Genomic DNA, 26480 nt, shown 5'->3' on the forward strand with positions numbered 1-26480 from the left:
CGTTGCCGAGGCGGTATTTGGAGGTAGGACCGCCCAGGCCGTAGCAGCTTTGCGGGCCGTGGGTCGAGCTGGTGCCGGCGCCTGCGCGCAGGTAACCGTGGAAGCCGTCGGTATCATTGTACGGATCGGCGTGAGCGACGCCAAAAGTCAGTGCCAGGGCCAAGGCGGCCGGCAGGGTTTTGAGGACGGTACGATTCACTAAGTTGTCTCCTTGTGGTTATAAGTATGTGGCTTGGACACGACGATAGTTATCCCGTCTAGTCTCAGGCTCCCTCGTTGTGCAGGCCACACGGGGTTTTGCTGCGCTGTGCCCGAAAGCACAGTTACGGCTGCGCCACGCTGCCAGCGGCAGCGTGGCGAATTCTAGGAATTACTTGTTTTTGTTCAGGACGTCGACCAGCACGGCGGCCAGCAGCACCAGGCCTTTGATGACCTGCTGGTAATCGATGCCGATACCCATGATGGACATGCCGTTGTTCATGACGCCCATGATGAAGGCGCCGACCACCGCGCCGGTGACCTTGCCGACGCCGCCGGAGGCCGAAGCGCCGCCGATGAAGCAGGCCGCGATCACGTCCAGCTCGAAGCCCAGGCCGGCTTTCGGCGTGGCCGTGTTCAAGCGGGCCGCGAACACCAGGCCGGCCAGCGCCGCCAGCATGCCCATATTGACGAAAGTATAGAAACTGACGCGCTGGGTCTTGATGCCGGACAAACGCGCCGCTTTTTCATTACCGCCGATGGCATAGACGCGACGACCGATGACGGTGCGGTTGGTGATGAAGGTGTAGGCGATAATCAATACCGACATCACGGCCAGCACGTTGGGGATGCCTTTGTACGACGACAGCAGGTAGCTGAAGTAGACGATCACGGCGGCGAACACGGCGTTCTTGCCGATGAAGAAGCCGAACGGCTCGTCTTCCATGCCGTGCTTGAGCTGCTTGGAGCGGGCGTGGAATTTCACGGCCAGCAAGATGACGGCGGCGGCGACGCCGATAATCAGCGAGGAGGTGCGCAGTTCCGGATTGACGTTGACCAGCGGATCGGGCAGGAAGCCCGAGCTCAGCAGCTGGAAGCTTTTCGGGAAAGGACCGACCGATTGGCCCGACAGGAGCGCCAGCGTCAAGCCCTTGAACACCAGCATGCCGGCCAGCGTCACGATGAAGGCCGGGATCTTGAAGAAGGCCACGAAATAACCCTGGGCACCGCCGATGACGGCGCCGGCCACCAGGCAGATGATGCTGGCGGTGACGAAATCGAAGTGGTAGTTGACCATCAGCACGGCGGCCAGGGCGCCGATGAAGCCGGCGACCGAGCCCACCGACAAGTCGATGTGGCCGGCCACGATGACCATCAACATACCCAGGGCCATGATGACGACGTAGCTGTTCTGCAGCACCAGGTTGGTCAGGTTCAGCGGTTCGAGCAGGGTGCCGTCGGTCATGTACTGGAAGAAGCCCATGATGACGATCAGCGACAGCAGCATGCCGTAGTCGCGGATATTATTTTTCAGAAAACCGGCATAGCTTTTCTTTTCGACGGCGTCGGCCGGCGCGGCGGATGCGCCCGCGCGTGTCTGGTCTACCGTGACGGCGGCCAATTCGGCGGCGGCGTCGGTGGCGAGTTTATTTCCCATTCTTGTCTCCATGTTTTACGATTGCCCGCATGATATTTTCCTGCGAGGCGACTTCCGAACTAAATTCCGCGACGAAACTGCCTTCGTTCATCACATAGATGCGGTCGCACATGCCCAGCAATTCCGGCATTTCCGACGAGATCATGACGATGCACTTACCTTCGGCAGCGAGGTCGCTGATGATGCTGTAGATTTCATACTTGGCGCCGACGTCGATGCCGCGGCTCGGTTCATCGAGGATCAGGATATCCGGGCGCGAGAACAGCCACTTGGCCAGCACCACTTTCTGCTGGTTGCCGCCGGACAGGTTGACCACTTTCTGGAGCACGCTCGAGCAGCGGATTTTCAGCTGCTTCTTGAAGTCGGCGGCGACGCCGAATTCGCGCTGCTCGTCGATCACCAAGTTGTTCGACACCGCCGGCAAATTGGCCAGGCTGATGTTTTTCTTGATGTCTTCTTCCAGCAGCAGGCCCAGGCCCTTGCGGTCCTCGGTGACGTAGGCGATGCCGTGTTTGATGGCCTTGCCTATCGTGCCGACGTCGATTTCCTGGCCGTTCTTCAAGACCCGGCCGCTGATCTTCTGGCCGTAGGAACGGCCGAAGATGCTCATGGCCAGCTCGGTGCGGCCGGCGCCCATCAAACCGGCGATGCCGATGATCTCGCCTTTTTTGGCGTGGAAGTTGATGCCCTTGATGACGGCGCGGTCCGCGTGCTCGGGGTGGAACACGCGCCAGTCCTGCACTTCGAAGATGGTGTCGCCGATCTGCGGCGTGCGCGGCGGATAGCGGTCGGCCATCTCGCGTCCGACCATTTTTTCGATGATGCGGTCTTCGCTGACGGGCTCGGCCCGGCAGTCGAAGCTGTCGACGGTGTTACCGTCGCGCAGCACGGTGATGGCGTCGGCGACGCGCGAAATCTCGTTGAGCTTGTGCGAAATGAGGATGGACGAAATGCCTTGCTGTTTCAGTTCCAGCAGCAGGTCGAGCAGGGCCGCGCTGTCGCTCTCGTTCAGACTGGCCGTCGGCTCGTCGAGGATCAACAGTTTGACGTCTTTGCTCAGCGCTTTCGCGATCTCGATCAATTGCTGCTTGCCGACACCCAGGTTGGTGATCAGGGTATCGGGTTTTTCATTCAGTCCCACCTTCTTCAACAGGGCGCGCGTGCGGCTCTGCGCCAGTTCCCAGTCGATCACGCCCATGCGTGACGGTTCATTGCCGAGGAAGATGTTTTCGGCGATCGACAGCAGCGGCACCAGGGCCAGCTCCTGGTGGATGATGATGATGCCTATGTGTTCGCTATCGGTGATGTCGCGGAATTGGCGCACCTCACCTTGATATTCGATGTCGCCGCTGTATTCGCCGTGCGTGTAGACGCCGCTCAGCACCTTCATCAGGGTCGACTTGCCGGCCCCGTTTTCGCCCACGATCGCATGGATTTCGCCGCTGCGCACTCGCAGGTTGACGTTGTCGAGCGCTACGACGCCCGGGAACGTCTTCCTTATCCCGCGCATTTCCAGGATAGTATTCATGTTTTACCCTCTTCAGCAGGAGCTCTGGCATACGCCGGAGGCCTGCAACAAACTGTCTCAATATATGCGCGGGCCCGCCACGCCCCGAGTGCATCGGGGACACGGCCGGCCCGCGTGGCGCGCTTATTTCAGCTGCGCTTCGGTGTAGTAGTTGCTGCCGGTAATCAGCACTTGCTTGTAGTTGGCCTTGTCGACCACGACAGGCTTGAGCAGGAACGATGGGATGACCTTGACGCCGTTATTATAGGTCTTGGTATCGTTGACCGGCACAGGCTTGCCGCTCAGCATGGCATCGACCATATTGGCGGTGACCTTGGCCAGCTCGCGCGTGTCCTTGAAGATGGTCGAAGCTTGTTCGCCGGCGATGATCGATTTCATCGACGGGATTTCCGCATCTTGACCGGTCACGACAGGCATAGGCAGCTTGGGCGTACCGTAGCCGACGCCTTTGAGCGACGACAGGATGCCGATGCTCAGGCCGTCGTACGGGGACAGCACGGCATTGACATGCTCTTTGCCATAGTAGGCGCTCAGCAGGTTGTCCATGCGCGACTGGGCGACGGCGCCGTCCCAACGCAAGGTCGCGACCTTGGCCATGCCCAATTGCTTGGAACGCACGACCAGCTCGCCCTTGTCCATGTATGGCTGCAACACCGACATCGCACCGTTGTAGAAGAAGGTGGCGTTGTTGTCGTCGGCGGAACCGCCGAACAGTTCGATGTTGTACGGACCCTTGGTGGTCTTCAGTTTCAGCGCCGATTCGATGTAGCCGGCTTGCAGCACGCCGACCTGGAAGTTGTCGAAGGTGGCGTAGTAGTCGACGTTTTTCGAGCCACGGATCAGGCGGTCATACGAAATGACCTTGATGCCTTTGTCGGCGGCTTTTTGCAGCACGTCGGACAGGGTGGTGCCGTCGATCGCGGCGATGACCAGGACTTTGGCGCCCTTGGTGATCATGTTCTCAACCTGTGCCAGCTGGTTCGGGATATCGTCGTCGGCGAATTGCAGATCGGTCTTGTAGCCGCGGTCCTTGAACGTCTTGACCATGTTGTCGCCATCGGCGATCCAACGCATGGAGGACTTGGTAGGCATCGAGATGCCGATCATGGCCTTGTCGGCTGCCGTGGCGGCCGAAGCGAAGCCTGCCATGAGCATGCTGACGATGATGAGTTTGACTGGTTTCATTACTTGTCTCCGTTATTAATGATTTTTGATCTAACGCCCGCTCGCACTATACATGCGATGCTCGGATACTAAAGGGCATAAAGATATCTTTCTAATGAATTTTAACCGCTATTCGATATCGAAATCGATATGCGTGTCCCCGTAGCCCGCGCCGTCGCTAGCTTCACGCTATATGTCGGCCACTTCTTGCTCATCAAACGGGCGCCGTCGCTTTGCCGATTCTGTTAGCCGGCGAAGTACGGTGTGGACATCCCACCCGATCTGTCATACCGAATCGAGTATCGCAAAATCGCAAAAATTGATTAGAAAGATATCGATAGACGCTTTAGTATTCCCGTTACGCTAGCTGGTGGTGTACTCGTCCCACCGCGCGCCCTAACAATATAGAGGAAGACATCATGTCGGAAAAGAAAAAAGTCGTACTGCGCTCGGCCGAATGGTTTGGCACCCAGGATAAAAACGGTTTCATGTACCGTAGCTGGATGAAAAACCAGGGCATACCCGACCACGAATTCGAAGGCAAGCCCATCATCGGCATCTGCAATACCTGGTCCGAGCTGACCCCGTGCAACGCCCACTTCCGCAAACTGGCCGAACACGTCAAGCGCGGCATCCTGGAGGCGGGCGGCTTCCCGGTCGAATTCCCGGTGTTTTCCAGCGGCGAATCGAATCTGCGCCCGACCGCCATGCTGACCCGCAACCTCGCCTCGATGGACGTCGAGGAATCGATACGCGGCAATCCCATGGACGCCGTCGTGTTGCTGGTCGGCTGCGACAAAACCACCCCGGCCCTGCTGATGGGCGCGGCCAGCTGCGACATCCCGACCATCGTCGTCAGCGGCGGCCCCATGTTGAACGGCAAGTTCGAAGGCAAGGACATCGGCTCCGGCACCGCCGTGTGGAAGTTGCACGAGCAAGTCAAGGCCGGCGAAATCACCATGCACCAGTTCATGTCCGCCGAGTCCGGCATGTCGCGCTCGGCCGGCACCTGCAACACCATGGGGACGGCCTCGACCATGGCCTGCATGGCCGAAGCGCTGGGCACCTCGCTGCCGCACAACGCCGCCATCCCGGCCGTCGATTCGCGCCGCTACATCCTGGCCCACATGTCGGGCATCCGCATCGTCGAAATGGTGTACGAAGACTTGCGCCTGTCGAAGGTGCTCACGCGCGCCGCGTTTGAAAACGCCATCCGCGTCAACGCCGCCATCGGCGGCTCGACCAACGCCGTGATCCACCTGAAAGCCATCGCCGGCCGCATCGGCGTCGACCTGGAACTGGAAGACTGGAACGACATCGGCCGCGGCACGCCGACCATCGTCGACCTGCAACCGTCGGGCCGCTTCCTGATGGAAGAGTTTTATTACGCCGGCGGCCTGCCGGGCGTGATCCGCCGCATGGGCGAGGGCGGCCTGGTGCCGCATCCGGACCAGCTGACCGTCAACGGCAAGTCGCTGTGGGAAAACTGCCAGGCGGCGCCGGTCTACAACGATGAAGTGATCCGCCAGCTCGACAAGCCGCTGCTGGCCGACGGCGGCATCTGCGTCCTGCGCGGCAACCTGGCGCCGCGCGGCGCCGTGCTCAAGCCATCGGCCGCCACGCCGGAACTGATGAAGCACCGCGGCCGCGCCGTCGTGTTCGAGGACTTCGACCACTATAAACAGCGCATCGTCGACCCCGACCTGGACGTCGACGCCAACTCGGTGCTGGTGATGAAGAACTGCGGCCCGAAAGGCTATCCAGGCATGGCCGAAGTCGGTAACATGGGCCTGCCGCCGAAATTGCTGGCGGCCGGCGTCAAGGACATGGTGCGCATCTCGGACGCGCGCATGAGCGGCACCGCCTACGGCACCGTGGTCTTGCACGTGGCGCCCGAGGCGATGGCCGGCGGCCCGCTGGGCATCGTGCAGGACGGCGACTGGATCGCCCTCGATTGCTACGCCGGCAGCCTGAACCTGGAACTGTCCGACGCCGACATCGCGGCCCGCCTCGCGGTGCGCGCGGCCCAGCCGGCGCCGGCGCCCAAGAGCGGCTACCAGCAGCTGTACATCGACCGCGTGCTGCAAGCCGATGAAGGCTGTGATTTCGACTTCCTGGTCGGCTCGCGCGGTTCGGCCGTTCCCAAGCATTCCCATTAAAATAAAACGCAGGAGGCACCATGTTATTAGTTCAGTTTAAAGATCAGGACGGCCAACGCCGCGTCGGCATCCTGGTGGAAAACACCACCTTGCGCGTGCTCGACGGTTACGACACCACCTACGCCCTGGCCCAGGCCGCGATCAGCCGCGAGGTCTCGCTGGCCGTGCTGGCCGAGGAGGCGGCCGGCGCCGCCGTCTACGATTACGCCGAAGTGGCGGCCGCCGGCCGCCTGCTGACGCCGCTCGACCACGCCGACCCGGCCCACACCTACGTCACCGGCACCGGCCTGACCCACCTCGGCAGCGCCGACGCGCGCGACGCCATGCACAAGAAAATCGGCGGCGAAGTCGAGTCCCTCAGCGACAGCATGAAAATGTTCCGCATGGGCGTGGAAGGCGGCAAGCCCGCCGCCGGCCAGACCGGCGCCCAGCCGGAGTGGTTCTACAAGGGCGACGGCTCCATCGTCGCCGCCAGCGGCCAGCCGCTGGCCATGCCCGAGTTCGCGCTCGACGGCGGCGAGGAGCCGGAAATCGCCGGCCTGTACGTGATCGGCGCCGACGGCCACCCCTACCGCGTCGGCTACGCCATCGGCAACGAATTCTCCGACCACATCACCGAGCGCCAGAACTATCTGTATCTGGCGCACTCGAAGCTGCGCGCCTGCGGCGTCGGCCCGGCCCTGCTGGTCGGCGAGCTGCCGGCCCACATCGACGGCCATTCGCGCATCTACGCGGCCGACGGCAGCCTGCGTTGGAAAAAAGCCTTCGTCAGCGGCGAACAGAATATGTCGCACACCATCGCCAACCTCGAATATCATCACTTTAAATATGATCTGTTCAAGCGTGCGGGCGATGTCCATGTACACTTCTTCGGAACCGCCACGCTGAGCTTCGCCGACGGCATTTCCGTCGCGCCCGGCGAAACGTTCGAAATCGAGGCGCCGGTGTTCGGCCCGGCCCTGCGCAACAAGCTGACCGTGAGCGCCTCCGCCCACGCGCCAGTGACCACTTTGTAATTGGAAACGACATGACTATTACCGCTATCACCGGCCAGGCCCTCATCGGCGGCGACGCCGTCACCGGCACCGCGACCGCCTTCAACGCCTACGATCCAACGCTGGGCACGGCCATCGACCCGGCCTTCCACACGGTCGACGCGGCCCAGATCGACCGCGCCTGCGCGCTGGCGCAAGCCGCCTTCGACCCGTTCCGCGCCACCAACGGCGCCGACCGCGCCGCCTTCCTGGAAGCCATCGCGGCCCAGATCCTGGCGCTGGGCGACGACTTGATCGTGCGCGCCATGGCCGAAAGCGGCCTGCCGCGCGTGCGCCTGGAAGGCGAGCGCGGCCGTACCGTCGGCCAGCTGAAACTGTTCGCCGACCTGCTGCGCGAAGGTTCCTGGCGCGACATGCGCCTCGACAGCGCGCTGCCTGACCGCACGCCGCCGCGTCCCGACCTGCGCATGCGCATGATCGGCCTGGGCCCGGTCGCCGTCTTCGGCGCCAGCAACTTCCCGCTGGCGTTTTCCGTCGCCGGTGGCGACACGGCCGCCGCGCTGGCCGCCGGTTGCCCGGTCGTCGTCAAGGCCCACCCGGCCCATCCGGGCACGTCCGAGCTGGTCGGCCGCGCCATCCAGGCCGCCGTGCAGCAATGCGGCTTGCCGGCGGGCGTGTTCGCCCTGCTGACCGGCGTCGGCAATGAACTGGGCGGCGCGCTGGTGCGCCATCCGGCCATCCAGGCGGTCGGCTTCACCGGCTCGCGCGCCGGCGGCATGGCGCTGATGGCGATCGCCGCCGCCCGTCCGCAACCGATACCCGTCTACGCGGAAATGAGCAGCATCAACCCCGTCTTCGTGCTGCCGGCAGCGCTGGCCGCCCGCGCCGACACCCTGGCCACCGGCCTGGTCGGTTCGCTGACCATGGGCGTGGGCCAGTTCTGCACCAACCCCGGCCTGGTGCTGGGCGTGGCCGGCGCCGACTTCGACCGCTTCTGCGCCGCCACCGGCGTCGCCGTCGGCGGCGCGCAGCCGGGCGTGATGCTGACCCCCGCCATCGCCGGCAACTACCAGCGCGGCCTGGAACACCTGGCCAGCCGCCCGCACGTGAGCATCGTCGCCCGCGCGCCGGCCGCCGAAGCGCAGGGCCGCGGCCAGCCGGCATTGCTGCTGACCACCGGCGACGCCTTCCTGGCCGACCGCGCCATGTCCGATGAAATCTTCGGACCGGCCTCACTGTTCGTCGCCTGCGCCGACGTGGCCCAGATGCGCGCCATCGCCGAAAGCCTGGAAGGCCAGCTGACGGCCACGCTGCAAATGGACGCCGGCGACATCGACGCCGCCGCCACGCTGCTGCCTGTGCTGGAACGCAAGGTCGGCCGCATCCTGGCCAACGGCTATCCCACCGGCGTCGAAGTGGCGACCGCGATGGTGCACGGCGGCCCGTTCCCGGCCACCTCGGACGGTCGCAGCAGCTCGGTCGGCACGGCCGCCATCCAACGCTTCCTGCGTCCGGTGTCCTACCAGAACCTGGCCCAGGCCCTGCTGCCGCCGGAACTGCGCGACGTCGGCGACAGCGCCGGCTGGCGCCGCAAGGACGGCGTGCTGGTGCAGTCCTCCAAATAAAGCCATACCTCGCCCATGACGACAACTTATAACAGTTTGAGAGACAAGCGCGTCTTCATTACCGGTGGCGGCAGCGGCATCGGTGAAGCGCTGGTGGCGTCGTTCGCGGCGCAGGGCGCGCGGGTGGCCTTCGTCGACATCGCCGACGAGGCCAGCGTGGCGCTGTGCGCGCGGCTGGCGGCGCAGGGGCTGCCGGCGCCGCTGTTCCGCCGCTGCGACATCGGCGACATCGGCGGGCTGCAAACGGTGATGCGGGAACTGGCCGCGCAGATGGGCGACTTCGACGTGCTCGTCAACAACGCCGCCAACGACCAGCGCCACCAGATCGGCGACGTCACCGTCGAGTATTACGACGAGCGCATCGCCATCAACCAGCGTCCCATGTTCTTCACCTGCCAGGCCGTCGCGCCGGCCATGGTGAAGAAGGGCGGCGGCTCCATCATCAACGTCAGCTCGATTTCCTGGCACGTCAAGAACGGCGGCTATCCGGTCTACGCGGCGTCGAAGGCGGCCGTGGTCGGCCTCACGCGCGGCCTGGCCCGCGACCTGGGCGCCCACGGCATCCGCGTCAACACGGTCACGCCGGGCTGGGTCATGACGCAGCGCCAGGTCGACCTGTGGCTGGACGCGGCGGGCGAGGCGGACATCAAGAAGAACCAGTGTCTGCCGGGCAAGCTGATGCCGGAGGATGTCGCCAACATGGTCCTGTTCCTGGCCGCCGACGACAGCAAGATGTGCACGGCGCAGGAATTCATCGTCGACGCGGGGTGGTGCTGATGTCGCGCCCGAATGAAGAAGGTTTGTACACGCTGAGCAACCGGCAGGGCATGCGCGTGCTGGTGTCGGCGCGCGGCGCCACGCTGGTGTCGTGGCTCACGCCCGACAGCGGCGGCCGCATGGCCGACGTGCTGCTCGGCTATCCCGACCGCAGCGGCTACCAGGATAACTCGACGGCGTATTTCGGCGCGCTGGTGGGCCGCTGGGCCAACCGCATAGACGGCGCCAGGTTCACGCTCGACGGCGTCGACTACCAGCTCGACCCCAACGACCGCGGCAATCACCTGCACGGCGGCGGCACCGGTTTCCACCAGGCCGAATGGACGGCGCGCCAGGACGACGCCGGCCTGTCGCTGACGCTGGAGTCGCCGGCCGGCGAGGGCGGCTATCCCGGCACGCTGAAGGTGGCGGTGCGCTACGAGCTCAACGACGACGGCGCCCTGTCCATCGTCTACGAGGCCAGCACCGACGCGCCGACGCCGGTCAATCTGACGTCGCACCCGTATTTCAATTTGAACGGCGGCGCCAGCGACATCGGCGACCATTTGCTGTCGATCGCGGCCGACGACTACCTGCCGATCGATTCGACCGGCATCCCGCTGGGCGTGGAGCCGGTGGACGGCACGCCCTTCGATTTCCGCCAGCCGGCCGCCATCGGCCCGCGCCTGCGGCTCGATGAGCAGCTGAAAAACAAGCAGATGAAGGATGCGCTCGGTTTCGACCATTGCTACAGCCTGCGCGGCGGCCGCAGCGCCGAGCCGCGCGAAGTGGCGCGCGTGTTCGACCCGGCCACGCGCCGCACGCTGACGGTGTCGACCACCGAGCCCGGCCTGCAATTTTATAGCGGGAATTATCTGGAAGGCGTGATCGGCCGCCGCCCCGAGCCCTACGCCATCCATGATGGTTTCTGCCTGGAAGCGCAAGCCTTCCCGGACCAGGTCAACGGTCCCGACGCGGAAGCGGTGATTTTGCGGCCGGGGCAGGTCTACCGGCAGACCACGATTTACCGCCTCGGCGTGTAAGCGGGCAGTGAGATAAGCGAGATGTGGGCAGGGAGGATGACCATCCTCCCTTTTTTATTGCGCGGCGCTTTTATCGGGCCGCCGCGCTCAATAAATCTCGGCCGCCGCCACCCGTATCGCGTCCAGCATCACGCGGGCGCCCGGCGACAGCAGGTGGCTGCGGCGCGTGATGATGCCGAAGGAATCCATGCGGCACGGCAGCTGGATGGGCAGGATGGTCAAGATATTCAGCGACACATAATAGCGCGCCACCTCCACCGGCATCACGTGCAGGCTGTCGGTCTGTTGCAGCAGGGCCGTGATGAGCAGCAGCGCCGTGGTGTCGACCACGTTCGACGGCGGTTGCAGGCCGATGTTGCGGAACATCATCTCGCAGCGGTGGCGCAGCACGCTGCCCTGCGGCGGCAGGATCCAGGCGTCGCCGGAGATCTGCTGCAAGCTCAGGCCGACGGCCGTCGCCAGCGGATGGCCGACCCGGGCCACGGCGCAGACGGGCTCATCGGCCAATTCCTCGTACTGCAAATCGGCGTCCGGCTGTTCCTCCAGGATGCGCCCGACCATGAAGTCCAGACTGCCGCGCCGCAGCCGTTCCAGCAAGATATTGCTGGTCTCCATCTGCATGCCGATGCGCAGCAGCGGCGCCAGCTCCTTGACGCGCGAAATCGCGCGCGGCAGCAGCGACATGCTGGGCGCCATGATCATGCCCACTTCGACCTTGCCGGCCAGCCCGGACTTGAGCGCGACGATATCCTCGTGCGCCAGCGACAAGCTCGTCAGCGCCATGCGCGCGTGCCGTATCATCGATTCGCCGTAAATGGTCGGCCGCATGCCGCGCGGCAGCCGCTCGAACAGCTCGACGTCGAGCATGTCTTCCAGATCCTTGAGCTGCTTGGACGCGGCCGGCTGCGTCATGTGCAGCTCTTCGGCGGCGCGGTGGATGTTGCGCTGCTCGTCCAGCGCTATCAATAAAAGCAATTGCCGCGTTTTCAGGCGGGCACGTAAAAACCAGTTCGGGTTCGGGGTATCCATCCTCAAACTATATCAGAATCGATATCGGATATGGCGAATAATTGATTGGTAAGATATGGGTCACGGATTTACCATCAGTGTTCCCTGATGCTTTGATACCCAAACTCCATGAATATTGTCACCATTGATGCCGGCACCACCAACACGCGCAGTTCGCTGTGGATCGATGGCAAGCTCGTCGCCAAGGTCCAAGTCGAGGTCGGCGTGCGCGACACGGCCATCAACGGCAACAATAAGGCCCTGAAACAGGCGGTGCGCGACACCATCAACGGCGCGCTGGCCAAGGGCGGCGTGGCCGCCGGCGACGTGGCGCTGACGCTGGCGTCGGGCATGATCACCTCCGCGCTGGGCCTGCTGGAAGTGCCGCACGTGCCGGCCCCGGCCGGACTGAAGGAATTGGCAGCCGGCATGGTCGAACTGTCGATGCCGGAAGTGTTTTCGCAGCCGCTGTGGCTGGTTCCCGGCGTGCGCAACCACTCGGAGCCGGTCGGCCTGCACAACGTCGAAGCGATGGACATGATGCGCGGCGAAGAGACCGAAGTGGTGGGCCTGCTCAAGCGCCTGGACCTCGACGGCCGCGCCCTGCTCATCATGCCGGGTTCGCACACCAAGCTCGTCAGCGTGGACGACCAGCGCCGCATCTGCGGCTGCGCCACCACGGTGGCCGGCGAGCTGTTGCAGGCCATCACCCAGCACACCCTCATCAGCCAGACCCTGGAGTCGGGCTTCGCCGAAACGCTGGTGCCGCAGATGGTGCTGGCCGGCGCCGCGTCGGCCCAGCGCACCGGCCTGGCGCGCGCCTGCTTCAGCGTGCGCACGCTGGGCCTGTTCACGGCCAGCGAGCGCAACGACCGCGCCAACTTCCTCATGGGCGCCGTGCTCAGCGGCGACATGCTGGCCCTGAAAAACAGCAGCGCCATCAAGATGCGCCCCGACACCACCATCGTCATCACCGGCAAGCCGCTGCTGCGCGACGCACTCAATTTACTGATCCAGGAAAATGGATTCTTTTACGGCAAGCGCATCGTCGTCAGCGACGAGCAGCAAGCCGACATGGCCGGCTACGGCGCCATCACCATCGCCCGCGAGCGCGGCCTGCTTCCCACCCATGCCCTATAATTATTTCGAGACACTATGAGCACCACACCTAAAACCAAACGCCCACTCCGCTCCCAAGCCTGGTTCGGCGGCGACGACAAAGACGCCTTCATCCACCGCAGCTGGATGAAGAACCAGGGCCATCCGAACGACGCCTTCGACGGCCGTCCCGTGATCGGCATCTGCAACACCTGGTCCGAACTGACGCCGTGCAACGGCCACTTCCGCGAACTCGCCGAGCACGTCAAGCGCGGCATCCTGGAGGCGGGCGGCTTCCCGGTCGAATTCCCGGCCATGTCGCTGGGCGAATCGAACCTGCGCCCGACCGCCATGTTGTTCCGCAACCTGGCCTCGATGGACGTCGAGGAATCGATACGCGCCAACCCGATCGACGGCGTGGTGCTGCTGGTCGGCTGCGACAAGACCACCCCGGCCTTGCTGATGGGCGCGGCCAGCGTCGACTTGCCGACCATCGTGCTGTCGGGCGGCCCCATGCTCAACGGTAACTACCGCGGCAAGCCGATCGGCTCCGGCACCGACGTCTGGAAATTCTCCGAAGAAGTGCGTGCCGGCACCATGACGCTGCACCAGTTCAAGGAAGCCGAATCGTGCATGTCGCGGTCGACCGGCCACTGCATGACCATGGGCACGGCTTCGACCATGGCCGCGATGGTCGAATCGCTGGGCGTGACCTTGCCGGGCAACGCCGCCATTCCCGCCGTCGACGCGCGCCGCAAGCTGCAAGGCCAGCTGACCGGCCGCCGCATCGTCGACATGGTGCATGAAGACCTGAAACTGTCCAAGGTGCTGACCCGCGAAGCGTTCGAGAACGCCATCATGGTCAACGGCGCCATCGGCGGCTCGACCAACGCCGTGGTCCACCTGATCGCCATCGCGCGCCGCATCGGCGTCGACATGTCGCTGGCCGACTGGGACCGTTTGGGCCGCGACATCCCGTGCCTGCTGAACCTGATGCCGTCCGGTAAATACCTGATGGAAGATTTCTACTACGCGGGCGGCCTGCCGGTCATCATCAAGGACTTGCTGGGCAAGCTGCACAGCGAGGCGCTGACCGTCACCGGCGCCACCATGGCCGTCAACGTGGCCGACGCCGAAAACTTCAACACCGACGTGATCCATCCTTTGGAAGCGCCGTTCAAGGAAGAGGGCGGCATCGCCGTCCTGCGCGGCAACCTGTCGCCGCGCGGCGCCATCATCAAGCCGTCGGCCGCCACGCCGAAGCTGATGCAGCACCGCGGCAAGGCCGTGGTCTTCAACAACATCGAGCACTACAAGGCGCGCGTCGACGATCCTGAACTCGACATCGACGCCGACAGCATCATGGTCTTGCAGAACTGCGGCCCGAAAGGTTATCCCGGCATGGCCGAAGTGGGCAATATGGGCCTGCCGAAGAAGCTGCTGGAAAAAGGCGTGACCGACATGGTCCGCATCTCCGACGCCCGCATGAGCGGCACCGCCTACGGCACCGTCGTGCTGCACGTGGCGCCGGAAGCGGCGATGGGCGGTCCGCTGGCCCTGGTGCGCGATGGCGACATGATCGAACTGGACGTGCACGGCCGCCGTTTGCACCTCGACGTCAGCGACGAGGAACTGGAACGCCGCCGCGCCGAATGGAAAGAGCCCGAGCAGCAAATGAAGGGCGGCTACCAGTCCATGTACATCAAGCACGTGCTGCAGGCCGACGAAGGCGTCGACCTCGACTTCCTGGTCGGCTGCCGCGGTTCGGCCGTGCCGCGCGAGTCGCATTAATCCGCACCCCGCTGTATTCATAGAAAAGGTCACATCATGTTGAAATACGCCATCTTCCAGGGCATCCTCGAACGCCGCATGGTCGCCATCGTCCGCGCCGGCACCCCTGACGCGGCGCTGCAAATGGCCGAAGCCTGCATCGCCGGCGGCATCACCGCGCTGGAAGTGGCGTTCACCACGCCCGACACCATCGGCGTCATCAAGACGCTGCGCGAGCGCCACGGCGCCAACGTGATGCTGGGCGCGGGCACGGTGCTCGATCCTGAAACGGCGCGCGCGGCGATTCTGGCCGGCGCCCAGTTCATCATCTCGCCCAGCGTCAATGTCGAAACCATCAAGCTGACGCAGCGCTACCAGGTGCTGTCGATGCCGGGCGCGATGACGCCGACCGAAATCGGCCTGGCCCTCGAAGCGGGCGCCGACATCGTCAAGGTGTTCCCGGCCGAAGTGTTCGGACCGTCGTACATCAAGGCGCTGAAAGCCCCGCTGCCACAGGCGGCGCTGATGCCGACCGGCGGCGTGACCGTCGAAAACCTGGCCGACTGGTTCGCCGCCGGCGCCACCGCCGTCGGCATCGGCAGCAGCCTGACGGCGCCCGGCGCCAGCGGCGACTACGCGGCCGTCACCACGCGCGCGCGGGCCTTCGTCGACAAGATGGAAGAAATCAAGCGCGGCTGGAAAGCGTAATCGTATAAACGATATTAATCGTATCAACCAAAAGGCTGCCCGCGGGCGGCCTTTTCCACGTCCTGCGCCGATACACGGCTGGCCGTGGCGAATTAGTGCGCCAGCTGGACCTTGCGCTGGAAGGGGTTGAGATCCTTGCGCAGGATGTTGGGCACCATGGGATCGTCGACGAAGGACAGGCTGTCGTAGAAGGCCCTGCTGTTCGGCTCCGGCCGCAGCAGGATGCGGCGGATCGCCAGCTTGATGCACAGATCCTCGATATGGCGCAGCAGCCAGCGGCCCACGCCCAGGCGACGGAATTTGCTCTTGATGACCAGGTCGGACACGTAGCAGAACTCGGGCGGCGCCAGCTCCAGACGGGCGATGCCTATCCTGACTTTTTGGTATTCCACGCTGACCCATTGGGCCCGGCTGTGGGGACTGCGGATGGTGTCGGACTCGCGCCGGGTGACGGACCAGCCGGCGTCTTTTTGGAACGCCAGCAGGGCTTTTTCGGTGGGTGGTTCCGTCATGGGGCAAAAAACCAACTGGGCAAGCAGGGTGGGCATGGCGTGGCGATCTTCATAAAGGGCGGGTTCGCTGCCAGCGTAAACCGCGTCAAATCGGGCGGCAAGCGGGGAATTGTATAAATTGTTTCGGGGAAGTATGGCAATGTTTCACAAATATATAGACCCGTTACCGGCCGTTAATTCTTGCCGGCCCTTGGAAGCGCGCGCTTCAGCACCAATTAAGGCGGCAAGCGGCGAGCTGGCGCATACTGTCACCTCCGTGCCGGATCGCCGGCCAGTGTCGCCATCCACGTCCACAGGAGTCCACCATGAGCCCGCAAGAAACCCAGTCCCTGCAAAATTTTCTGACTCAGCTGATACAGGTGCGGGGCATCGCCAAGGATGCCCAGGCCGGCGCCATGATCGCCGCCGCCGTCGCGCAGCAGCCCGATGCCGCCTATTTGCTGGTGCAGCGCGCGCTGCTGATGGAGCAGGCGCTCAATAACGCCAACGCGCAAATTGCGACGCTGCAAAATCAGCTGCAAGCGGTGCGGCAGCAAGCGCCGTCGCGCGGCTTCCTCGACGCCGACAACTGGGGCACGCCGGCCGTGCAGCGTCCGATGCAGCAGCAGCCCATGCAGCAGCCGATGCAAGCCATGCAGCAGCCGATGATGCAACAGCCGATGTACGCGGCGCAGTCGCCCGGCTTCTTCGGCGGCGGTTTCGGCGGCGTGCTCGGTAATGTGGCGACCACCGCCGCCGGCGTGGCCGGCGGCGCGTTCCTGTTCCAGGGCATCGAGCATTTGCTCAACCGCGGCGACGGCGGCGGCTTCCTCGGCTCCGGCGGCGGCTATGGCGGCAACTACGCGCCGCCGTACGAAAGCACCACCGTCACCAACAACTATTACAACGACACGCCCGACTACAACGTCAGCGCCGACGCGCCCGTCGACGACGGCAGCTGGGGCGACGACTCGGCGCTGAGCTGAGCGCCATCGCGGCGGATGGCGGCGGCCTGCGATGGCCCGCGCCGCCGACTGGTTTCGGCGCCCGCCGCCATCGCGCAGTCGCCGCCGCCTGCGCAATTGACGCGATGCGCGGCGATTTGCGCTAACATGATCGGCCCAGCCCCGACCGAGAATCGCCATGTTCGACGAACGCTATTTCTATCAACCGTCGCAAGGCCACGGCCTGCCGCACGACCCCTTCAACGCCATCGTCGGCCCCCGGCCCATAGGCTGGATTTCGTCGCGCAGCGCGCAGGGCGTGCTCAATCTGGCGCCGTACAGCTTTTTCAACGGCTTCAATTACACCCCGCCCATCATCGGCTTCGCCAGCATCGGCCGCAAGGACTCGCTCAACAACATCGAGCAGACCGGCGAATTCGTGTGGAACCTGGTCACGCGCTCCCTGGCCGAGGCGATGAACGCTAGCTGCGCCGCCGCGCCGCCGGAAGTCGACGAGTTCCAGTTGGCCGGCCTGGCGACGGCGCCCTCGCGCATCGTCTCGGTGCCGCGCGTGGCCGAGGCGCTGGTGTCGTTCGAGTGCCGCCGCACGCAGATCATCGCGCTGCAAAACACGGCCGGCGAGGAGGTGGGATCGTGGCTGGTGCTGGGGGAGGTGGTGGGCGTGCATATCGCGCCGCAGCTGCTCAAGGACGGCGTCTACGACACCGCCGCCGCCCACCCGATTTTGCGCGGCGGCGGCCCGGCCGATTATTTCGAGATCGGCGCCGACGCGCTGTTCCAGATGCGCCGGCCGCGCTATCCCTGAGCGTCAGCCGGCGGCGGCCTTGAAGCGCAGGCGGAAGGTGGTCTGCCCGCCCGGCACGCTGTCGGCGACGATGCTGCCGCCGTGCAGCTCCATGATGGCGCGCACGATGGACAGTCCCAGCCCGGCCGAATGGGCCGACGCCGAACGCGCCGGGTCGGCCCGGTAATAGCGGTCGAAGATATGCGGCAGATGTTCGGCCGCGATGCCGGGCCCGGAATTGCAGACTACGATGTCGATGCCGCCATCGCCGTCGCCGTGGCGCGCCGTCAGCCGCACGGCGCCGCCGGCCGGCGTGTGCCGGATCGCGTTCGACACGAGGTTGCCGACGGCCCGTTGCAGCAGGATGGCGTCGGCGCTGACGATGGCGCCGGCGTCGCCGTCGACGGTCAGGGTGATGGCCGCTTCTTCGGCCAGCCCCTCGAAATAATCGCCGATGCGCCGCAGCTCGGCGTGCGCGTCGAGCTGCTCGCGCTGCAGGCCCAGTTGCGCGTTGTCGACCCGCGCCAGGAACAGCGTGTTCTCTATCATGCGCGCCAGCCGCTCATACTCTTCCGAATTCGACGCCAGCAACGTTTGATATTCCTCCACGCTGCGCGGCCGCGACAGCGCCACCTGGGTTTCCACCATCAGCGTGTTGATCGGCGTGCGCAAGTCGTGCGCCAGGTCGGCCGCGAAGCCGGACAGGCGCTGCACGCCGTCTTCGAGCCGGTCCAGCATGGCGTTGAAGGCGCTGCCCAGCTCCTGCAATTCGGCCGGCGCGTCCTGCACCGACAGGCGGCTGTTGAGGCGGTGCGTGCTGATGTCGTTGGCCTTGCCGATCACTGAGCGCAGCGGCATCATCCCCTGGCGCACGATGAGGAAGCCGAACGCCGTCGCCATCGCGGCGCCGGCGCAGACCGCGATCAGCAGATCGATGGCATAGCGCTTCAATATCAGGAGCCGGTCGGAGCGCTGGCGCGCGATGGTGATTTGCAGCGGCTGGCCGTGGGCGCCGCCGACCATGCCGATGGCGCTGACCATGCGCCCGCTGCCGGCGGCCGGGGTCCAGTCCTGGACGTCGCCGATGACCGGCTCGCGGTCGGCCGGCACCACCGCCGGCGGCAGCACCGGCATGGCGGCGGCCACGCTTTGCACCAGCACCTTCTGATCGGGGCCGGTCAGGCGCAGCACGAAATCGTCGTGGCCGAACACGGTGTCGAGCAGCGGATGGGGCGCGCGCTCGATCTCCGCGATCGACGGCGCTTCGCCGAGGATGTGGCGGATCAGCGCGATCTTGCCGATCAATTCGGCGTCGTCGCGGTAGGACATCTGCCGCGCCAGCGTTTGATACAGATAGGCGCCGACGCCGACGAAGGTGACCACCGCCACCGCCGAAAACAGCAGCGCCAGGCGCAGCGTGATCGACAGCGGCGGGCGGCTCTTGGCGGCCGGCCGCGCCGTCATTCGCGCAGCTCCATCAGGTAGCCCATGCCGCGCACCGTGTGCACCAGCTTGACGGCGTAGGGATCGTCGATCTTGGCGCGCAGGCGGCGGATCGCGACGTCGACGACGTTGGTGTCGGAATCGAAGTTCATGTCCCACACCTGCGAGGCGATCTGCGAGCGCGACATCACTTCGCCCTGGCGCTTGGCCAGCAGGTGCAGCAGCGCGAACTCCTTGGCCGTCAAATCGATGCGGGCGCCGCCACGCGTGACGCGCCGTTTCAGCACATCGATTTCGAGGTCGGCCAGGTGGATCACTTCGGCCTCGCGCACCGGGCCGCGCCGCATCAGCGTCTTGATGCGGGCCAGCAGTTCGGCGAAGGCGAAGGGCTTGACCAGATAATCGTCGGCGCCCAGTTCCAGTCCCTTGACGCGGTCGACGACGTCGTCGCGCGCCGTCAGGAACAGCACCGGCGTGTCTTTGCGCTCGCGCAGTTTTTGCAGCACGGTCCAGCCGTCCATCTGTGGCAGCATCACATCGAGCACGATCAGTTCATAGTCGCGTTCCAGCGCCAGGTTCAAACCGTCCGGGCCATTGCGGGCCAGGTCGGCCACGTAGCCCGATTCCTGCAAACCCTTGCGCAGGTAGTCGCCGGCCTTCGGTTCATCTTCAACGATCAATATAGGCATGGTGTTCTTTCAAGAGTGGACCCATTGTGCGGGGTTTTACCGCGCCCGTGGATTACAAAGGCGTCATCTGCCGGACCGTAATCGAACTGTAATGCGACGGTCATGCTGGCGTCAGGCGGCGCTTTCTATACTGGCTTCGTCTACCCCACATGGAGTCCGTCATGCAGAACCGATCATACCCGCGATCATCGTCGCTGTTGCGCATTGTGCGCCAGGCCAGTCTTGGCGCGGCGATCTGCCTGGGCGCGGCCCACGCCGGCGCGCAGGAGCACCAGCAGGAGCACCAGCAAGAACACCAACACCATCACGATGGCATGGCGATGTCCATGGACGGCGCGCCGTCGGACCCGGCGACCAAGCCGGTGTTCGTGGCCAGCACCGCCAAGTCCTTCGCCGCGCTGATGGACGACGCCATGGCCGTGATGGACGACGGCATGCGGCGGGCGCCGATGGACGGCCAGAGCGAACACGATTTCATCACGATGATGATGCCGCACCATCAGGGCGCGGTCGACATGGCCAAGGCCGTGCTGCTCTACACCGACGACCCGGAAATCCGCAACCTCGCGCTGGGCATCGTGGCCGAGCAGCAGAACGAAATCCGCGTCATGCAGGCGTGGCTGAAGCGCCATCCATCCTTAACTTCACCACAGGACTAGAACAACCATGAAAACACTTTCCAACCTGGTCAACCACGCGGCCGCCGGCGCCGCGCTGGCGCTGGTGGTCAACGCCGCCTGGGCGCTGCCGACGGCGCAGGACCGCGTCTACACGGCGGACCAGAACAGCAATACGGTGTCGGTGTTTAACCCGGCCACCAACACGCTGCTGGGCCAGATCAAGCTCGGTAACGCGCGCCCGGACGTGCTCTCGCCGCTGTATCGCGGCGAGATCAATGTGCACGGCATGGGCTTTTCGCCCGATCATAAAACGCTGCTGGTGATTGCCAACGGCTCCAATTCGGTCACCTTCATCGACACCGCGACCAACAAGGTCAAAGGCAAGACCTACATCGGCCGCTCGCCCCACGAAGGCTTCTTCAGCGCCGACGGCAAGGAGGTATGGGTGGTGGTGCGCGGCGAGGATTACATCTCGGTGATCGATCCGCTGACGTTCAAGGAAACGCGCCGCATCCAGACCGACGTCGGACCGGGCATGGTGCAGTTCATGCCGGACGGGAAGCTGGCGTTCGCGGTGTCGAGCTTCACGCCGACGGTCGATGTGATCGACGTGAAGACGCACGAAATCGTCAAGCGGATCAGCGTGGTCAGCCCGTTCTCGCCGTTCCTGCAGTTCACGCCGGACTTCAAGGAGCTGTGGATGACGCACAAGGACGTCGGCAAGGTCACGCGCATCGATACCCGCACGCTGGAGGTGACGGGCGTGATCGACACCGGCTTTATCAGCAACCATTTGTCGTTCGCGACGGTCGGCGGCGCGGTCTATGCGTATGTGTCGATCGGCGGCGAAAATGTGGTGAAGGTGTACAGCACCGGCAAGGAAGCGACACTGGTGGCGACGATCGCCACCGGGGCCCTGCCGCACGGCATGTGGACGTCGGACGACAGCAGCCGCGTTTATGTGGGGCTGGAAAATGGCGACGGCGTCGACGTGATCGACACCGCGAGCAACCAGGTGATCGCGCACATGGCGGGCGGGCAGGCGCCGCAGGCCTTGCTGTTCCTGTCGCACGTGGTGGCGGCGGGCGAGGCCGGCACCGCCAACCTGGTGCCGCGTGCGAATCATGACGCGGTCAATATCGCGCTCAAGCCGGTGACGGGGGCGGGCAAGGGCTTTGTCGTGTCGCGCAATCTGGGCGTGGTCGATGCGCTGGAGGTGTCGCTGTTCAAGCTCAAGCCGGAAACGATTTATACCGTTTATATGAGCGGGCAGGCGGCGGCGCTGGCGAGCTTCAAGACCGATGCGAAGGGGATGGCCAATGGCACCATGATCGGACCGGTGCGCGAGGCGGCCCGCCTGGATGCGGCGGGCGCCGGCGGCCATCTGCTGGTGATGGAGGGCGCGCAGCCGGCCGACGCCAGCAAGGCGGTGCTGGTCGATGCGCTGTGAGGCGGGCCGGCGCTCGCGCTGATTTAGTAGGTGTAGAACATGCGCTGGATTTCCTTGCTGTCGGCGGTTTTGGTCAGCGCCAGCATTAGCAGGATGCGGGCTTTTTGCGCGTTGAGGGTGTCGGCCACCACGAAGTCGAGGGCGTCGTCGTTGGCTTCGCCGTTGCGGGCGACGATGCCTTGTCCGACCCGGCTGGCGCGCACGATGACCACGCCTTGCTGGCGCGCCGCCGTCAGCGCCGGCACCATGGGCGCGGCCAGGCTGCCGTCGCCGACGCCGGCGTGGATGATGCCCTTGGCGCCCGCCGCGACCAGGGCGTTGAGCGCCGTCGGCTGCATGTTGGCGTAGCCGTAGACGATGTCAACCTGCGGCAGCGCGTCCAGGCGGCTGATGTCGAACACCGTGTCGGCCGTGTTCTTGCGCGTCGACTGGCGGTAGAAAAACGGGTGGTTGCCCTGGATGTAGCCGAGCATGCCCAGTTCCGTCGTCTTGAAGGTGTCCGGCGTCGACGTGTTGGTCTTGCTGACCTCGCGGGCGGCGTGGATCTGGTCGTTCATCGCCACCAGCACACCCTTGCCGACCGCCTCCGGACTGGCCGCCAGCAGCACCGCGTTGTACAGGTTGATCGGGCCGTCGGCCGACAGCGCCGTCGAGGGCCGCATCGCGCCCACCAGCACCACCGGCTTGCGGCTCTTGACGACGAGGTCGAGGAAGTAGGCCGTTTCTTCCAGCGTGTCGGTGCCGTGGGTGATGACGATGCCGTCCACATTGTCTTGCGCCAGCAGGGCGTTGACGCGCTTGGCCAGCGTCAGCCAGTGGGCGTTGTCCATGCTTTCGCTGGCGATCTGCATCACCTGCTCGCCGCTGACGTGGGCCACCTTGGCCAGTTCCGGCACGGCCTGGATCAGGCTCTGCACGCCCACCGTGGCCGAAGTGTAGCCGATGGTGGTGGTGCTGCTGGCGCCGGTGCCGGCGATGGTGCCGCCGGTGGCCAGGATGGTGACGTTGGCCAGGTGGGCCGGGGCGGCGTCGGCGGCGCCGGCCGGCAGCCGGACGGCGGCCAGCAGCAGGGCGGTGACGGCGGCGCTGATCCAGCGTGCGGGTGGGATGTGCTGCATGGGGACTCCTCTGTGTGCGTTGAGGGTAGCGATGTTATCAAATCCGCGCGCCGCCGCGCGGATTATCGTGAGGCCGCCGCGTCGCCATGGCTGCTGCTTGACCCGGCGCCGGATGCTATGATCTTGCCTGCGGGGCCGCAGGCCGCGCTTCCGTTGCCGAGAAAGCGAGACTGTGCATGAACCAGAATTCCTCCATCAATCCGGCCACCCGGGTCGACATCGCCAACCGCATGCACCAGCTGTTTCCGACGCTGGACGAGGCGCAATTCGCGCTGATGAGCCGTTACGGGCAGCGCCGCCACTTTCGGGCCGGCGAGCTGATGTTCGCGCAGGGTCAGCGCCATATCGCGATGTACGTCGTCATCGCCGGCACCATACGGCTGGAACGCAGCTCGGCGCTCGGTTCCTATGTGATGGGCACGCACGGCGCCGGCCGCTTCACCGGCGAGGTCGGCACGCTGGCCGGCCGCGCCGCCGTCGCCACGGCCACCGCCCAGACCGATTGCGACGTGCTGGAAATCCCGGAGGAGGCGCTGCGCACGCTGGTCATCACGGAGGCCGAACTGAGCGAGACCATCATGCGCGCCTTCATCCTGCGCCGCGTTTCCTTCATCAACGACCAGAGCGGCGGCGTGATCCTGATCGGCTCGCAGCAGTCGGGCGACACGCTCAAGCTGCGCGGCTTCCTGGCCCGCAACGCCCAGCCGGTGGCCTATTTCGACCGCGAAGTGCATCCGGAAACGGAAGACGTCATGGCCCGTTTCGGCGTGACGGCCGACGAGATGCCGGCCGTGGTGACGGTCGATGGCACGGTGCTCAAGCGGCCGACCATGCGCGAGCTGGCCGACGCCATCGGCCTCAGCCCCGACAATCTGCACGACCGCAGCTTCGACCTGGTGGTCGTCGGCGCCGGGCCGGCCGGGCTGGCGGCGGCCGTGTACGCGGCCTCGGAAGGCTTGTCCGTGGCCGTGCTCGATAAAAAGGCGCCGGGCGGCCAGGCCGGATCGAGCTCGAAGATCGAAAACTATTTCGGCTTTCCCACCGGCGTGTCCGGCCAGGCGCTGGCCGGGCGCGGGCTGTCGCAGGCGCGCAAGTTCGGCGCCGAAGTGGCGGTGCCGTGCGACGTTGTCAAGCTCTCGTGCCTGGACGTCAGCGACACCTTCGACATCTTCATCGACAGCGGCGAATTGATCCACGCGCGCTCCGTCGTCGTCGCCACCGGCGCGCGCTACCGCAAGCCGGACCTGGCCGAGCTGGAGCGCTTCGAGGGCCGCGGCGTCTATTACAGCGCCTCGTTCATGGAAGCCAATCTGTGCGCCGGCGAAGACGTCGTCATCGTCGGCGGCGGCAATTCGGCCGGCCAGGCGGCCGTGTTCCTGGCCGGCCACGTGCGCCATGTGCACATCGTGGTGCGCGCCGACGGCCTGGCGGCGAGCATGTCGCATTACCTGATACAGCGCATCGAGGCGGCCAGCAACATCACGCTGCACACGCAGACCCAGATCGTCAGCCTGCACGGCGCGACCCAGCTCGAATCGATACACTGGCAACAGCGCGGCGGTGCGCCGGCGCCGCTGCCGGTGCGCCACCTGTTCCTGTTCCTCGGCGCCCAGCCGAACACGGCGTGGCTGCGCGGCTGCGTCGCCCTCGACGACAAAAACTTCGTGCTGACCGGCGCCCAGCTGCCGGCCGGCGCATGGCCGCTGGAACGCGCGCCGCACTTCCTGGAAACGAGCCGGCCGCGCATCTTCGCCGTCGGCGACGTGCGCAGCGGCTCGGTCAAGCGGGTGGCGGCCGGCGTCGGCGAAGGGTCGGCGGCGGTGCAGTCGCTGCACATGGTGCTGGCCGAAGCGGGCGGCGCGGCGTAACCGGCCGGCGCCGCAACGCGGCGGGCCGGGGTCAGCCCGGCCGGTCGTCGCGCCGCGCCGTGTAGCCCAGCTTCGCGTTCCGCGCTCAGCCGCCGGACCAGCGCGCGCTGTGGGGGCTCGCGACGCGCACCGTCGGTTGCTGGCGCGGCGGCCGGGCGCAGGCTTCCATGCCGCGCTCGTAACCGTATCGCCACTGGTCTTGCATGTGCTGCGCGAAGGTGGCGTGGTCGGCCGGCATGGTCAGCTCGATGCGGTTGCGGCGCCAGTCCAGTTTCTGCTGCAACTGCTGGCGCGCCAGCGTCGCCGACACATCCGAGGAGTCGATGCGGATGTCGGCCAAGTGGCTGTTGGCATGGCGCAGGCGGGCGTTGCCGTCCAGTCCCAGCACGCTGCGCCAGGCGGGAATCGAGAAAGTCTGTTCGAACGCTTCCTTGAATTCGAGCACCACCTCGGCCGCCAGGCGGCGCGCGATTTCGACCGGGAACAGGTCGACGACGCCGCCTATGTATTCGTGGCCGCCGTAGGGCTGGCAGCGGAAGTACAACATGTCGGCGATCGAGATGCGCGCCGCCGCCGCCGCCGGCACGCCGGTGTCGGTGCGCAGCTCGGGCGCGACGGCGTGGTCGCCCCAGCGCGGATCGCTGAGCGGCGAGGCTATGCCGTCGAGCAGCGCGGCCGCGCGGGCGCCGCAGAACACGGTTTCGGCGTACAGCTTGCGGCCGGCGCGCGGCTGGCCGACATCGGCGGGGCCGAAAAGCAATCGCCCGCCGAGGATGGCGACGTCGACCGTCGGCGTGGCCGGCTCGGGCGGGAAGGGCAGTTGCGGCGGGATCTCGAACAGGTAGTCGGTGAACAGGTCCGGGATCAGCGGCGCCGGGCTCTTCGACAGCCGGCGACGCGCCGCGCGCAGCAGCGTCAAGGCCAGGTTGGCGCGCCGGGTCGACTTGAGGCCGCACCAGAAACGGTACATCTCGGGCGACGTCAGCCAGGCGCGGCGGGCGTCGTCGTCGGGCAGGTTGCGGATGATGGTGGCGGCGATGGCGCCGCCGCAGCTGGCCAGCAGCAGGTCGGGCGCGCGCCCGGATTGCCGCAGCGCCTCGTACATGCCGAGATAAATTCCAAAGCGAAAACCGCCGCCGGCCATCACCATGCAGCGCTGATATTGTGAGGGAGTGTGCGTCATGCGCAGCAACATACCACATCGGCGCCGGCGGCCCGGGCGCGGCTTGATGCGGGCCGGCCCGCAGGCGCGCTGCGCTTGACATTTGCCGCTATTGTGCCAATCATGGAATTTTATGGGAGTGCGAAAAATGATGCCGATAACCGCCGCCGCCGCGCCAAGTTTATCGTCTTTGGATGCGCGGCTGGTCCGCATCGAAACGGCGGCAGAAATGTTAAAAATTGATGTCGCCGTCATACGCGCCAATTATGTGAGCAAGGAAGATCTGGCCAAGGCGATGCTGGACCAGAACTGGCGATATCTCTCCTGGCTGACCGGCATCTGCACCGCGCTCACCGCCGCGGTGTACTTCGTCGCGCGTTACGTCCACTAGTTCCCCCTC

The 26480-nt window shown here is 65.4% G+C and carries 24 protein-coding genes; 14 read left to right on the forward strand and 10 right to left on the reverse strand.

Going from position 1 to position 26480, the window contains the following annotated elements:
• From Q0S71_RS23235 to chvE, 4 genes are all read right to left on the reverse strand, one after another.
• Positions 1-199: carbohydrate porin (locus Q0S71_RS23235; protein ID WP_296001062.1), on the reverse strand; the 199-nt coding region annotated here is incomplete at its 3' end.
• A gap of 171 nt (positions 200-370) precedes the next feature.
• Positions 371-1636, reverse strand: coding sequence for a multiple monosaccharide ABC transporter permease (mmsB, locus tag Q0S71_RS23240; RefSeq protein ID WP_296001065.1), 1266 nt, complete (start codon positions 1634-1636; stop codon positions 371-373).
• Entirely contained in the window at positions 1626-3164 is a 1539-nt protein-coding gene (gene mmsA, locus Q0S71_RS23245; protein WP_296001067.1) for a multiple monosaccharide ABC transporter ATP-binding protein, read from the reverse strand. The genes mmsB and mmsA overlap by 11 nt, the downstream gene beginning before the upstream one ends.
• A gap of 123 nt (positions 3165-3287) precedes the next feature.
• Complete coding sequence (chvE, locus tag Q0S71_RS23250; RefSeq protein WP_296001135.1) at positions 3288-4319, reverse strand: multiple monosaccharide ABC transporter substrate-binding protein; 1032 nt, start codon at positions 4317-4319, stop codon at positions 3288-3290.
• Positions 4320-4747: 428 nt separating this feature from the next.
• On the opposite strand from chvE, the gene Q0S71_RS23255 reads away from it, so the two are divergent.
• From Q0S71_RS23255 to Q0S71_RS23275, 5 genes are read left to right on the forward strand one after another with little or no spacing between them, the layout of a single operon-like run.
• Positions 4748-6487 carry an IlvD/Edd family dehydratase gene (locus Q0S71_RS23255; protein WP_296001069.1) on the forward strand — a complete coding sequence of 580 codons (1740 nt, stop codon included), beginning with the start codon at positions 4748-4750 and terminating at the stop codon, positions 6485-6487.
• 20 nt (positions 6488-6507) lie between these two features.
• Positions 6508-7503 (forward strand): AraD1 family protein, encoded by a 996-nt coding sequence (gene araD1 / locus Q0S71_RS23260; protein WP_296001071.1) that lies wholly within the window; start codon positions 6508-6510, stop codon positions 7501-7503.
• An 11-nt stretch (positions 7504-7514) separates the two neighbouring features.
• Entirely contained in the window at positions 7515-9107 is a 1593-nt protein-coding gene (locus Q0S71_RS23265) for an aldehyde dehydrogenase (NADP(+)) (RefSeq protein ID WP_296001073.1), read from the forward strand.
• 15 nt (positions 9108-9122) lie between these two features.
• On the forward strand, positions 9123-9884 hold the full coding sequence (locus Q0S71_RS23270; protein WP_296001075.1) for an SDR family NAD(P)-dependent oxidoreductase: 762 nt from the start codon (positions 9123-9125) through the stop codon (positions 9882-9884).
• Positions 9884-10906, forward strand: coding sequence for an aldose epimerase family protein (locus Q0S71_RS23275; RefSeq protein ID WP_296001077.1), 1023 nt, complete (start codon positions 9884-9886; stop codon positions 10904-10906). Before Q0S71_RS23270 ends, Q0S71_RS23275 begins: the two co-directional genes overlap by 1 nt.
• 87 nt (positions 10907-10993) lie before the next feature.
• Here the strand turns inward: Q0S71_RS23275 and Q0S71_RS23280 are convergent, their stop codons facing one another.
• Complete coding sequence (locus Q0S71_RS23280; protein ID WP_296001079.1) at positions 10994-11935, reverse strand: LysR substrate-binding domain-containing protein; 942 nt, start codon at positions 11933-11935, stop codon at positions 10994-10996.
• A gap of 108 nt (positions 11936-12043) precedes the next feature.
• On the opposite strand from Q0S71_RS23280, the gene Q0S71_RS23285 reads away from it, so the two are divergent.
• The 3 genes from Q0S71_RS23285 to Q0S71_RS23295 are packed head-to-tail and all read left to right on the forward strand — an operon-like array spanning position 12044 to position 15490.
• Positions 12044-13054, forward strand: coding sequence for a 2-dehydro-3-deoxygalactonokinase (locus tag Q0S71_RS23285; protein WP_296001081.1), 1011 nt, complete (start codon positions 12044-12046; stop codon positions 13052-13054).
• A 15-nt stretch (positions 13055-13069) separates the two neighbouring features.
• Positions 13070-14803, forward strand: a complete 1734-nt coding sequence (gene araD / locus Q0S71_RS23290; protein ID WP_296001083.1) for an L-arabinonate dehydratase — start codon at positions 13070-13072, stop codon at positions 14801-14803.
• A gap of 36 nt (positions 14804-14839) precedes the next feature.
• The gene (locus Q0S71_RS23295; RefSeq protein ID WP_296001084.1) at positions 14840-15490 is read left to right on the forward strand and encodes a bifunctional 2-keto-4-hydroxyglutarate aldolase/2-keto-3-deoxy-6-phosphogluconate aldolase; all 651 of its coding nucleotides are present in this window, start codon (positions 14840-14842) and stop codon (positions 15488-15490) included.
• Positions 15491-15582: 92 nt separating this feature from the next.
• Here the strand turns inward: Q0S71_RS23295 and Q0S71_RS23300 are convergent, their stop codons facing one another.
• Entirely contained in the window at positions 15583-16002 is a 420-nt protein-coding gene (locus tag Q0S71_RS23300) for a GNAT family N-acetyltransferase (protein WP_296001086.1), read from the reverse strand.
• A gap of 305 nt (positions 16003-16307) precedes the next feature.
• Between Q0S71_RS23300 and Q0S71_RS23305 the strand changes: the two genes are divergently transcribed.
• Both Q0S71_RS23305 and Q0S71_RS23310 read left to right on the forward strand, forming a co-directional pair.
• Positions 16308-16967, forward strand: a complete 660-nt coding sequence (locus tag Q0S71_RS23305) for a DUF2076 family protein (RefSeq protein ID WP_296001088.1) — start codon at positions 16308-16310, stop codon at positions 16965-16967.
• Between the two features lie 157 nt (positions 16968-17124).
• Positions 17125-17751: a flavin reductase family protein gene (locus Q0S71_RS23310; protein WP_296001089.1), complete on the forward strand. Its 627-nt coding sequence runs from the start codon at positions 17125-17127 to the stop codon at positions 17749-17751.
• A 3-nt stretch (positions 17752-17754) separates the two neighbouring features.
• Here the strand turns inward: Q0S71_RS23310 and Q0S71_RS23315 are convergent, their stop codons facing one another.
• Both Q0S71_RS23315 and Q0S71_RS23320 read right to left on the reverse strand, forming a co-directional pair.
• Positions 17755-19194, reverse strand: a complete 1440-nt coding sequence (locus Q0S71_RS23315) for a heavy metal sensor histidine kinase (protein ID WP_296001091.1) — start codon at positions 19192-19194, stop codon at positions 17755-17757.
• Positions 19191-19862, reverse strand: coding sequence for a heavy metal response regulator transcription factor (locus Q0S71_RS23320; RefSeq protein WP_296001093.1), 672 nt, complete (start codon positions 19860-19862; stop codon positions 19191-19193). The genes Q0S71_RS23315 and Q0S71_RS23320 overlap by 4 nt, the downstream gene beginning before the upstream one ends.
• A gap of 314 nt (positions 19863-20176) precedes the next feature.
• On the opposite strand from Q0S71_RS23320, the gene Q0S71_RS23325 reads away from it, so the two are divergent.
• Both Q0S71_RS23325 and Q0S71_RS23330 read left to right on the forward strand, forming a co-directional pair.
• Complete coding sequence (locus Q0S71_RS23325) at positions 20177-20521, forward strand: DUF305 domain-containing protein (protein WP_296001138.1); 345 nt, start codon at positions 20177-20179, stop codon at positions 20519-20521.
• Between the two features lie 7 nt (positions 20522-20528).
• Positions 20529-21932: a YncE family protein gene (locus Q0S71_RS23330; RefSeq protein WP_296001095.1), complete on the forward strand. Its 1404-nt coding sequence runs from the start codon at positions 20529-20531 to the stop codon at positions 21930-21932.
• Between the two features lie 23 nt (positions 21933-21955).
• On the opposite strand, the gene Q0S71_RS23335 is transcribed toward Q0S71_RS23330, so the two are convergent.
• Positions 21956-23050, reverse strand: coding sequence for a type II asparaginase (locus Q0S71_RS23335; RefSeq protein ID WP_296001097.1), 1095 nt, complete (start codon positions 23048-23050; stop codon positions 21956-21958).
• Between the two features lie 176 nt (positions 23051-23226).
• Here Q0S71_RS23335 and Q0S71_RS23340 point away from each other — a divergent pair, with 176 nt between their 5' ends.
• Complete coding sequence (locus tag Q0S71_RS23340; RefSeq protein ID WP_296001099.1) at positions 23227-24918, forward strand: FAD-dependent oxidoreductase; 1692 nt, start codon at positions 23227-23229, stop codon at positions 24916-24918.
• Positions 24919-25003: 85 nt separating this feature from the next.
• Here the strand turns inward: Q0S71_RS23340 and Q0S71_RS23345 are convergent, their stop codons facing one another.
• Complete coding sequence (locus Q0S71_RS23345) at positions 25004-26101, reverse strand: patatin-like phospholipase family protein (RefSeq protein WP_296001101.1); 1098 nt, start codon at positions 26099-26101, stop codon at positions 25004-25006.
• Positions 26102-26228: 127 nt separating this feature from the next.
• On the opposite strand from Q0S71_RS23345, the gene Q0S71_RS23350 reads away from it, so the two are divergent.
• Entirely contained in the window at positions 26229-26471 is a 243-nt protein-coding gene (locus tag Q0S71_RS23350; protein WP_296001103.1) for a hypothetical protein, read from the forward strand.
• Positions 26472-26480 lie beyond the last annotated feature (9 nt).

Origin of the sequence: Rugamonas sp. (assembly GCF_025354735.1) — a bacterium.
In the GTDB taxonomy this organism is placed as follows: Bacteria; Pseudomonadota; Gammaproteobacteria; order Burkholderiales; family Burkholderiaceae_D; genus Rugamonas.

Bases quoted from the DNA above. Each gene is read 5' to 3' on its own strand.
- mmsB (WP_296001065.1), bottom strand. From the start codon at position 1,636: ATGGGAAATAAACTCGCCACCGACGCCGCCGCCGAATTGGCCGCCGTC.
- mmsA (WP_296001067.1), bottom strand. From the start codon at position 3,164: ATGAATACTATCCTGGAAATGCGCGGGATAAGGAAGACGTTCCCGGGC.
- chvE (WP_296001135.1), bottom strand. From the start codon at position 4,319: ATGCTCATGGCAGGCTTCGCTTCGGCCGCCACGGCAGCCGACAAGGCC.
- Q0S71_RS23255 (WP_296001069.1), top strand. From the start codon at position 4,748: ATGTCGGAAAAGAAAAAAGTCGTACTGCGCTCGGCCGAATGGTTTGGC.
- araD1 (WP_296001071.1), top strand. From the start codon at position 6,508: ATGTTATTAGTTCAGTTTAAAGATCAGGACGGCCAACGCCGCGTCGGC.
- Q0S71_RS23265 (WP_296001073.1), top strand. From the start codon at position 7,515: ATGACTATTACCGCTATCACCGGCCAGGCCCTCATCGGCGGCGACGCC.
- Q0S71_RS23270 (WP_296001075.1), top strand. From the start codon at position 9,123: ATGACGACAACTTATAACAGTTTGAGAGACAAGCGCGTCTTCATTACC.
- Q0S71_RS23275 (WP_296001077.1), top strand. From the start codon at position 9,884: ATGTCGCGCCCGAATGAAGAAGGTTTGTACACGCTGAGCAACCGGCAG.
- Q0S71_RS23280 (WP_296001079.1), bottom strand. From the start codon at position 11,935: ATGGATACCCCGAACCCGAACTGGTTTTTACGTGCCCGCCTGAAAACG.
- Q0S71_RS23285 (WP_296001081.1), top strand. From the start codon at position 12,044: ATGAATATTGTCACCATTGATGCCGGCACCACCAACACGCGCAGTTCG.
- araD (WP_296001083.1), top strand. From the start codon at position 13,070: ATGAGCACCACACCTAAAACCAAACGCCCACTCCGCTCCCAAGCCTGG.
- Q0S71_RS23295 (WP_296001084.1), top strand. From the start codon at position 14,840: ATGTTGAAATACGCCATCTTCCAGGGCATCCTCGAACGCCGCATGGTC.
- Q0S71_RS23300 (WP_296001086.1), bottom strand. From the start codon at position 16,002: ATGACGGAACCACCCACCGAAAAAGCCCTGCTGGCGTTCCAAAAAGAC.
- Q0S71_RS23305 (WP_296001088.1), top strand. From the start codon at position 16,308: ATGAGCCCGCAAGAAACCCAGTCCCTGCAAAATTTTCTGACTCAGCTG.
- Q0S71_RS23310 (WP_296001089.1), top strand. From the start codon at position 17,125: ATGTTCGACGAACGCTATTTCTATCAACCGTCGCAAGGCCACGGCCTG.
- Q0S71_RS23315 (WP_296001091.1), bottom strand. From the start codon at position 19,194: ATGACGGCGCGGCCGGCCGCCAAGAGCCGCCCGCCGCTGTCGATCACG.
- Q0S71_RS23320 (WP_296001093.1), bottom strand. From the start codon at position 19,862: ATGCCTATATTGATCGTTGAAGATGAACCGAAGGCCGGCGACTACCTG.
- Q0S71_RS23325 (WP_296001138.1), top strand. From the start codon at position 20,177: ATGGCGATGTCCATGGACGGCGCGCCGTCGGACCCGGCGACCAAGCCG.
- Q0S71_RS23330 (WP_296001095.1), top strand. From the start codon at position 20,529: ATGAAAACACTTTCCAACCTGGTCAACCACGCGGCCGCCGGCGCCGCG.
- Q0S71_RS23335 (WP_296001097.1), bottom strand. From the start codon at position 23,050: ATGCAGCACATCCCACCCGCACGCTGGATCAGCGCCGCCGTCACCGCC.
- Q0S71_RS23340 (WP_296001099.1), top strand. From the start codon at position 23,227: ATGAACCAGAATTCCTCCATCAATCCGGCCACCCGGGTCGACATCGCC.
- Q0S71_RS23345 (WP_296001101.1), bottom strand. From the start codon at position 26,101: ATGACGCACACTCCCTCACAATATCAGCGCTGCATGGTGATGGCCGGC.
- Q0S71_RS23350 (WP_296001103.1), top strand. From the start codon at position 26,229: ATGATGCCGATAACCGCCGCCGCCGCGCCAAGTTTATCGTCTTTGGAT.